The 8,860-nt window shown below is 53.8% G+C and carries 9 protein-coding genes and 1 pseudogene; 2 read left to right on the forward strand and 8 right to left on the reverse strand.

Annotated features, from left to right (window positions below; all coding sequences use genetic code 11):
* Positions 1-22: 22 nt before the first annotated feature.
* From BFP89_RS00270 to BFP89_RS00280, 3 genes are all read right to left on the reverse strand, one after another.
* Positions 23-703, reverse strand: a complete 681-nt coding sequence (locus BFP89_RS00270; RefSeq protein ID WP_065883139.1) for a CsgG/HfaB family protein — start codon at positions 701-703, stop codon at positions 23-25.
* 457 nt (positions 704-1,160) lie between these two features.
* Positions 1,161-3,749 carry an autotransporter family protein gene (locus BFP89_RS00275; protein WP_065883141.1) on the reverse strand — a complete coding sequence of 863 codons (2,589 nt, stop codon included), beginning with the start codon at positions 3,747-3,749 and terminating at the stop codon, positions 1,161-1,163.
* Positions 3,750-4,165: 416 nt separating this feature from the next.
* The gene (locus BFP89_RS00280) at positions 4,166-4,858 is read right to left on the reverse strand and encodes a hypothetical protein (RefSeq protein WP_065883143.1); all 693 of its coding nucleotides are present in this window, start codon (positions 4,856-4,858) and stop codon (positions 4,166-4,168) included.
* A 256-nt stretch (positions 4,859-5,114) separates the two neighbouring features.
* Between BFP89_RS00280 and BFP89_RS00285 the strand changes: the two genes are divergently transcribed.
* Positions 5,115-5,372 (forward strand): hypothetical protein, encoded by a 258-nt coding sequence (locus tag BFP89_RS00285; RefSeq protein ID WP_065883145.1) that lies wholly within the window; start codon positions 5,115-5,117, stop codon positions 5,370-5,372.
* 38 nt (positions 5,373-5,410) lie between these two features.
* Here the strand turns inward: BFP89_RS00285 and BFP89_RS28120 are convergent, their stop codons facing one another.
* The 3 genes from BFP89_RS28120 to BFP89_RS28125 all read right to left on the reverse strand — a co-directional run bounded on the left by BFP89_RS28120 (position 5,411) and on the right by BFP89_RS28125 (position 7,180).
* Positions 5,411-5,656: a hypothetical protein gene (locus tag BFP89_RS28120; protein WP_141689006.1), complete on the reverse strand. Its 246-nt coding sequence runs from the start codon at positions 5,654-5,656 to the stop codon at positions 5,411-5,413.
* A gap of 199 nt (positions 5,657-5,855) precedes the next feature.
* The gene (locus BFP89_RS00290; RefSeq protein ID WP_065883146.1) at positions 5,856-6,581 is read right to left on the reverse strand and encodes a hypothetical protein; all 726 of its coding nucleotides are present in this window, start codon (positions 6,579-6,581) and stop codon (positions 5,856-5,858) included.
* Positions 6,582-6,868: 287 nt separating this feature from the next.
* A complete protein-coding gene (locus BFP89_RS28125; RefSeq protein WP_141689007.1) occupies positions 6,869-7,180 on the reverse strand; it encodes a hypothetical protein in 312 nt (103 codons plus the stop codon).
* A 156-nt stretch (positions 7,181-7,336) separates the two neighbouring features.
* Between BFP89_RS28125 and BFP89_RS28130 the strand changes: the two genes are divergently transcribed.
* Positions 7,337-7,696: a hypothetical protein gene (locus BFP89_RS28130; protein WP_141689008.1), complete on the forward strand. Its 360-nt coding sequence runs from the start codon at positions 7,337-7,339 to the stop codon at positions 7,694-7,696.
* Between the two features lie 285 nt (positions 7,697-7,981).
* Here BFP89_RS28130 and BFP89_RS00305 read toward each other — a convergent pair whose 3' ends face one another.
* Both BFP89_RS00305 and BFP89_RS29075 read right to left on the reverse strand, forming a co-directional pair.
* On the reverse strand, positions 7,982-8,368 hold the full coding sequence (locus BFP89_RS00305; RefSeq protein ID WP_083207984.1) for an SCO4402 family protein: 387 nt from the start codon (positions 8,366-8,368) through the stop codon (positions 7,982-7,984).
* A 306-nt stretch (positions 8,369-8,674) separates the two neighbouring features.
* Positions 8,675-8,860, reverse strand: a pseudogene (locus BFP89_RS29075) (IS4 family transposase); the annotation flags it as partial.

An 8,860-nucleotide genomic window follows, 5' to 3' on the forward strand; every position in this document is an offset into this window, starting at 1 on the left:
CTGCTCCTTGTGGTGTGGCTGATCAGTTACGCGGGTTCCAGGCGCCGGCGTTGATGCCGTCGACCAGGCGGTTGATCGCTTCGCGCATGGCCAGGTCGAGCACCTTGCCATTGAGGGTGGAGTCGTAGCTGGCGGTGCCGCCGAAGCCGACCACTTCACGGTTGGACAGCGCGTACTCACCGGCGCCCTGGGTGGAATACACCACTTCGGAGGTGTTGATGTTGACGATGTTCAACGCGACTTTGGCGTAGGCCACCTGGGTCTTGCCACGGCCGAGGATGCCGAACAGCTGGCGGTCGCCGGTCTCTTTGCGGCCGAACTCGGTCACATCGCCGGTCACCACGTAGTCAGCGCCCTTGAGCTTCTGCACGGTGCCTTTGATCTTGGCTTCCTGGGAGGTTTCGCCCATGTTGTCGCGGTCCAGCACGCTGAAGCGGTTGGTCTGCTGCAAGTGGGTGATCAGGATGGTCTTGGCCTGGCCGCCGAGACGGTCAACGCCATCGGAGAAGATACCGCGCATGTAGCTGGAGCGGTTATCGAACTTGCCCACGGCAATCGGCACACGCACGCCGGAATAGGCGACGTGGGCGCTGGCGACTTGCTCCACCGGCATCGCGCGGTTGCTCTCGGTGGCGCAACCGGCCACGGTCAACAGCGCCGCGGCGGTGAGGCCCGACAGCAGGATTTTGGAGAGTGTCTTCACAGGGTGCTCCTTGGGTGAGGAAATCAGCGTTGCCGGGTTTTCCAAGGAGAGAGGCAGCCTGGACACTATGCTGGCCTGAGTTCTTCCCTGAAAGACTGTGATGCAACGGCTGCGGCATTTTACGGGGTTAAGAGCGGTTCTCAAGGTGTTTCGGCCCGAGTAGTGAAATCCAACACAAACCTCTGGAATGTGGAGATCCAATGTGGTCAGTCAACCCATCACTGACTGGTCTACGGCTATCGGGGGCAAGCCCCCTCCCACATTTGGTTTGCGTGAATCCGGAGCAGCGGGCCGGGGCAGCTTGCGCTGTCTCAACCTGCTTACGTAGAGCGTGATGCCTCTGATATCAGTGTGGGAGGGGGCTTGCCCCCGATGGCGGCGAGCCAGCCAACACATCATTGACTGACCCTCCGCCATCGGGAGCAAGCCCCCTCCCACAGTTGGTTTGCGATGTGGCTTAGAAGGCGTAGCGAGCCTTGAGCATTACGCCGTCGGCGTCAAAACCGCTGCGCGCCTGGCGGGTGTAGCTGGCGCCGACGGTGAAGTCCGACACTTGGTAGTTCACGCCCACGCTGGCCTCGTAGCTGTCACGCGCCACCGATGCGCCGGTCACGGTAAACGCCGAACCACCGGCGACGAAGCTGGAGGTTTGCGCCACGCGATCGCCCATCAGGTCGTGGTAGGCCATCAAGGTCGCTTCCGGTTGCAGGCTGCCCGCGCCCATCGGCAAGTTGCCCGCCAAACGCACACCGGCACCCAGTTCGCCCACTTCATAACGTTGCGAAGACGTGCTCAAGGCCGCCGACGAACCTTTCTCGGTGTAGCCATCCATGCGCACGTTGGCATAGCGCGCAGCCACACGCGGCTCGATCACCACCGCCTGGGACGGCTTGAAGCTGTAGCCGCCGATCACGCTGGCCGACAACACATTGCTGTCGTAACTGCCCTTGGCCGTGGTGCCCGCGACGTGGCGCTTGCTGTCATTGTCGTTATGGCCGTAGCTGAGGCTGCCATCCACAAACCAGTTCTGCAGCGCCCAGTTGCCGTACAGCGACAGCGCGTGGCCCTCGACGTCGGTCTTGTTGCCCAGGTCCGAATGGATGTTGGAATTGAGGTAGCTGTAGGCCACGCCCAGGGTGGTGGTGTCGTTCAAGCGACCGTCCACACCCACCGCCATGCCGCTGCTGTTGGCCGAGTAACCGTTGTTGCCGCCACGGCCGTCCTGGTCCATGTTGCTGCTCAGGCCCTGCACCCACACACCACCGACCTGGTGACTTTCACGCTGGTCGGTGAGGCGATTGAAGATCGCGCCGTTGACCACGGTTTGCCCCGACAAAGCCACGTCGAGGGCGCCACGGTTGACGTCCGGCGTGAGTTGATCGGCGAGCTGCGCCAGTTGCTGCGCAGTCCCGGCGTTGGCCAGGCTCTGGAACACCGGGTCGTTCTGGTTGAGCTGGCCGAGCACCTCGTTTTTCACCACATTGACGGCGGTCGCCGCCGATGCACCCGCGCTGACACCCGCCAGCTCCTGCTGAACTTGCTGGTCGCTTTTCACCGCCACCACGGCCTTGACCGTCTGCGCATCGGCCGAGTAGCTGAGCACGTCGAGCAACGACGAAGCGCTGGCGACCGCTACGCCGTTGTTCTGCACGTTGGTGGCTTGCAGCAGGGTGTATTGCGTGCCGGCTTTAGGCGCCGCGAAGTCGCCCGGGTTGGCGCTGACCGTCAGCTTGGAAGCTTGAGCCAGATTGGCCGTGCCGTTGACGGTGAGGTACGGCGTGGTCGGCACCACGCTGTCGGCCAGGTGCATATCGATGCCCGCACCGCTGGCCACATTGAGGTCGCCGGTGATAGCAGTGCCGGGCGCCGAGAGGTTCAGCGAACCCGAGTTGACCGACACCGGCGCGATGATCCGGCTACCGCTGAACCCTGCCTGACCGCCGATGTTGACGGCGCTGAGGTTGAGCAGGTCGCCGGTGATTTTGCCGCCGGTCCAGTTCAGGCTGGCGAGGTTGTTGGCGTCGACGGCGATGCCGCTGTTGCTGCGGATTTCGCCGGCTTGCTGGTTGATTTCAAACGTCTCGACCTGCCTGGCCGCATCCACCTGGATCGCCGTGCCGTCCGCCGCGATGAGTCCACGGTTGACGATACCCCGTGCGCCTGTGGCGCTGTTCTGCGCAAAGCTGGCGCCGAAAAGATAGAAGGCATTGGCCGACGCGCCCTTGGCTTCAATGGTGCCGGTATTGAGAATGTAATCGACGGTGCCGGAGAAAAAGCTCAGCCCCCTCGCCTCATTGCCAGTGGCGGAAATCAGGCCGCTGTTTTCAATACGCAGGGGGTTGGTGTCGGTTTCCACTTCCATGCCCCAGGCGCCTTCACCGGTGGCGATAATCGAACCCGAGTTCAACAGCTTGCCGCCGATGGTGGTCGGCGTGTCGCCGCTGACGTCAAGGATCAAGCCAATCGCATCCGGACCGGCCATGTCGATCACACCGGTGTTGGAAACGTCGCCCGCAATGGTGGTGCCGTGCAGGTAAATGCCTTCGCCACCGCCCAGATAGCCTGGAAACGGCTCGGCGCTCACCGGTGGCGTGGAACGGATGGTGCCGGAGTTGATAACGCTGCCGCCAATGGTGGTGGCACCGATTTCAAGCCCTTCGTAGGCGCCATGGTTCATCAGGATATTGCCCGCCTGAACCACATCCCCGGTGATGGTGCCGGGTGTCAGATTGGAAGGGCCAGACCAGAACATCGGGTCGATGGCGATCGCACGAATGGTTTTGCCCTGTGAGTCCAGCGTAATGTCTGCGCGGTTGATCAGCGAGCCTTGAATGTTGGTGTTCACAAAGCCGAGACCGGCGGGATCAGTGGTGCTGGAATCGACCACCCGGGAAAACTTGCCGTTAATGGTGACCGGCTCGTTGAACGTCTCATTGGCCCAAATATTCTTGCCCTGACCCAGGTCGAACTCGACTGCCAGCACCTGCGTGCTGATTGCGCCGACCATGATTGCCAACAGACTTTTCTGGAACTGCTTGCGCTTCATTTCAAACTCCATGAACTACAGTCAAAGCCGCCAATAGCCCGGCAGCAGTAGGTGTGCTGTACGAAAGGATCAATCGATCCGAATGAGGCTCTCCCGGCGTCCCTGGGAATCGCAGGCGCGAGCCGGTGCACCGCAGGCGGTGGCAGACAGGAGGCCGTAATAGGGAGAGGTTCACATCAATCCTTAATGTCATTTGAAAACGCTGCAGTCCATGCAGCCCGACCGGTTGCGGGTGGGCGGGGTAAAGACATCGAGATAAACAAAATGTTCAAAACCATGCGACACGCCCCCAATCCCGTAGGAGCGAGCTTGCTCGCGAAGATCCCCAACGATAACGCGAGCAACCAGAAACACACGGTGCCTGAGCGTTCACCATCACGCCCGCGCCACCCAACCGCGTTACACCACCATCAGACCTACTTGAGCTCCTTCACCAGATACTGCGCAGAAATCTGCGTAATCCCGGTCAACGCCCGACGCAAGGCTTCAGGGTCGGTGCGATAGGTGAGCGGCGTGTAGCCATAAACGTTCTGGCCATTGAATGGCGTCACCGTTTCAAAGGTGCGCCAGATCATTTCATCGCCGCGATTCATCTGCGCCACCACGCTGAGGGTGGGGTAAATCACGCTGCTGAAACCCTGGGTCAGGCGAAAGCCCCACTCGGACACGGTCAACTGGATCTGCGCATCGGCCGGTTCATCGTCGCCGACCACCTTGAGCGTCGAAGTCTTGCCCAGCGCATCGACAAAGCCCTGCTTGAGCAACACGCCTACATCGAGTTTTTCCGCCTCCATCACCGTCAGAATGGCCACCGGCGTCGGCATCTCGGCCAACTGCCCAAGCTTCATGCCGGCGGCAAACCCGGCACCGCTCAACGCCGCAGTGCCGACCTTGGACGCCCCGCTGGCCATGCCGGCACCCGCGCCCAGCCCAGCACCCAGGGCAGCGCCCCAAGCCTGCTCGCGGCCGAAGTACACCATGTTCTTTTCCCACTTCACGGGCAGGACGTTGACGGTCTTGATCTGCGCTCGGTTTTTGGGGGTGAGGGGGTGGCTGACGCAACCGCCCAGGATGAGGGTGGTGAAGAGGATCAGGAGGAGGTTTTTCACATTGGTCCTTTAATGTTTGGGGTGGGGCTTGTGGATTGGCGTATTAGTGATGCGTTCGCTCGTCGGCAGTATGTCGGCAATGAGTGGGAAGACATTAGGGGTCGTGGTGGCACTCTTCGACGGGGCGGCATTTTGATGCCTTGCGTGGGTTTGGTGGTGCGGCTTATAGTCCGGCGGTCGCCCAAAAGGCGACCGGGTTTGGCGACCCGAAGAACGAGCCCTCAATAATCCAGAGAGCTTAATGATGAATCGATACATGCCCCTAACCGGCCACGACTGCACCATCCCAGCGCTGATCATCGACACCCAGGCACCTCTCGACGTCCTCCACGACGCCGCCGTGCACCGCATTCGGGCCGTCACCCAACTGCTGGAAAACCTGGCCTTTCGCGAACACCTCAGCAGCGATGCCGTAGTGCTTTCAGACTTCGCCCACTTGCTGGCCATTCCGCTGCGCGATGGGTGTGATTTGCTGGATGTCATCAGTCGCAGGCTTAATGCCGATCCGTCCTGAGTGAAAATCGGGCGACCTTGGTGTCGCCCGCTTTGTGCTCAATTCCCTTGGCCACTATCTTTATCGTTAGACTCACGCTCTTTACGATTTTTCAACCAGGACTGTATCCAAACTCCTACCCCAGTAGGTATTGCGTAGGCATAACCACCGGGCAACATATCTACGACGTCAGCCCAACTGAAATCCCATACACCAATCTTTGAATAATTAATCAGCGCCCCCATGAATTTTGCGATAACCCCCACCAACAAAAACAATAAAAACACATAAATCAACAATAACAAAAACGCCTGTAACCTTGATCTAGGCCTAATCACTTTTCCTTCCCACTTCCTTCCCAACGGCAACAAAAGTTGACAGTTTTATCTAATAAGATTTTCAACTCTAATTTAAATAAATCTGTCCTTTTTTCTCTCCCCTTTTTCTCCGCTTACTTCCTCTCAGCCCCTTATTCAGCCCGCTTCCATTGCACGGCTCTAGACCTCACACTTTAAATAAAATCTTTCTCAGCATGACCTGCCTCTCAGCCTGGATTCCTACATCAGCTGTGAAACACTGCTCACAAGCAACAATCTTCAAAACACCACCCAAATCTTCCACGGCAAAACAGTCGACATTCATCAACTCTTTTTCGTCCACGCCTAATGAGTTAAGCAGAGACTTACTAACCCACATTGGCGAACCAACAGCTTCTATATAACCTTTCCGCAAAACCCAGCGCCCAGGATTATTTGATATATCTACAACCTCTTGGGTAAGCGGAAAAGGTAATCCATTGCTTTTTTTAGGCAGCTGGGAGTGCTCAACATTGGCCACTTCGAAAAGTGTGATATTCTCGGCATTTTGCCACCGATCATATTCAGCATCGTAAACTCGAGCCTGAACGAAAGCTGGCTCATCTGTTAATGCAGCAATCAACGAGTGCGCCACTTCAAGAGAATTTGCGAGATTCTTTATATCTAATCGGGACAGTTCTTTATCCGCCACAAGCGAAAACTCGATAGAACCACCGGCCAACTCAACAAAGAAACTCTTGCGCTTATTTTGTCTCAAGTAGCGCAAAACTTCGGCAAGTAACATTTTTTTACCGGTGAATCCATCGATCACCTCGGAGTCTTTAAATTCATTGAGCTGTTGCTCTAAACGCGTCCATACATCTGGAGAGCTATCGTACAAGCCCTCACTAAAAAAAATTTCAACCTCAAACATATGATTAGCTGCCAAATTCTTTAATGATGACAGCAATATTCCATTGCTTACCATACTCTATAATTTTACTCAATTCAGACAACCCGCCAGGCTGAACTCGGACATCCAGAATCTTCGTCGCTACGATACCATCTACAGTAATTTTCGAGCTTTGCAACAGAAAAGCGCACAAATTTATTAATAGGCTTTTCACTGCCATCTCGAATTAAAATGCCCCCCTCTCTCGCCCGCTCTTTTCAAGCAATTTTCTATGGAGATGAAAAGGTAGAAAAATTACTGGCTAGCATTCAACGGAACCGCTCAATCAAATCCGCCTCGATCTGACCGAGCAAGTTATCCTTATCTTCACCATTTTCCACAACTAAATAATTCCCTATCTGACAGTCGTGATAAACAGTTAACGCGACCCCATTACATATCAATACCCAACGTCGAGAATAAATATTATCAGCAAATTGAACTGGGCTTGCCTGCCAATATTTTTTTAAATATTTTACAATCGAGTCAAAACCATCCCAATCAGAAGAAAAGCCTAAATGACACTCGAATTTTCCTTCAGAGTTAATTCTTATAGTTACAGTTGTCAACGACTCATCCATTCATTCAACCCCAAGACATTTATTAACCACTCTAGTTATTTTTTTATTTTAGGGAGGCACCAGTAAGCAGCAGCCCAAGTAGAGATTCCGCCTAACAAAAAACTCAAAAACACGGGAAACATATTTCTCATCACATGATAATTTTCAACCTCACTTATGAAGAAAAAAACCACACCAAACATCCATGCAGTAGAAACAACTGCGCCGACAACTGAAATCATTAAGTACACTTTTAAGCTGCCCACAGGCTTTACAAAAACCAACATTAGAGAAAAAACTAATGCAGGAAGAAAAAAAATCAACTGCGCCATTAAGGGAATGGTAATAAATAACGAAAAAACCTCACCCCCTCTCACCTCCCCAATTAATGATGAGTTCTTAAACACCGTTATCAATATCGAAATCAACATTAAGGGCACAGCGGCCACCCCCGAAAAAAAGGGGCACAACATGAATGCGAAAAAAACTTTTATTCGGGGATATGTATTCAACGTCATGGTTTACACCCTTGACTGACACCATAGCCTAGTAACTTACAATTAAACTCAACGCTAGACTTATAATCCAAGACATCTACACCACCACTAATACTGGGCACGTCAAGTGGCAATTTTTTTGCATCTTTGTCAGCGAAAAATAGGGGGCAGACCACTATTCTTCCTGAGTGTATACGCATGAGTATTCCCCTCAGTGAAAGCTGTGATAGTTTCGAAATTCCTCCACACTGCCACGCCCCCACGCTTCACGGTCTATAAGCGTTTAGCGATGAACGGGCGATATAAAATAAGGAGGAAGATAAATCTACTTTGAAAGCAGAATACTTAGAGCATCCTTAGATGCATTAACCACCCACAACCACTCATTTTTCTCCAAATATTCCCTATCAGAAAGTTCAGTGCCATATTTATCAAAAATCACATTAAGAGCACTTACCACGTTTTCAATAGACCTTGCTTCTTTTTCATCCCTCAGGACCAAACCTATCCAGTCGGAAGCGTTTTCAGCCAAACTCGTATCATCGTATAAAAAATGTACCGTGTAATTAAACTCGTCATAATCTAAACTCGGCGATGACCTCTCTACCCAAGCCTGGTACTGATAGTCAAGGTCTGACAACCCACTCAAGTAAGAGATAAGCTCCTCTCTCATACTAGGAAATTTCAGTTCGGAGAGTTCCAATTTTTCCATTTCTTATATTCGCTCAGAGGTATATGGACTTGTTCCGCATGTTCCTTAATCGATGCACTAACAGGCTTGCCCTCCCTACCTATCACCCGGCCATTGGACCTCACAATAACATGATCCACTTGCTGAGTAGGCTGGCTAATATCATGTTCGCCCTTATCTATCCGTACGCCATTACCTTGATTTTTTGGATCTTGCCATCTAAATCCTACCCCTTCTTATTTGGCGTTACTGCCCAAGTATCTGGAAATTTGGCAATCGTGGTGTCTGAGAAAAATAGAGGTCAGACCCTGAGGAATCCCCACAAATTCACCCTAAGCTCTGCGCTTGATGGCGCACCTCATCACGCAGAGCCCGCTCCAATATTTCCAAGTGTTCTCGTCCTCCAAAATCTGTGCAGCTTCGCCAGTATTCCAAGCCTAGTCGCCACAATGAAAGCACTCGCTTTTCTTTGATGCTGTTGCTTTGGTAGCGTCGCTCCAAGCCGCGTTCTCG

Source organism: Pseudomonas sp. 31 R 17 (assembly GCF_900004915.1).
Lineage (GTDB): Bacteria > Pseudomonadota > Gammaproteobacteria > Pseudomonadales > Pseudomonadaceae > Aquipseudomonas > Aquipseudomonas orientalis_A.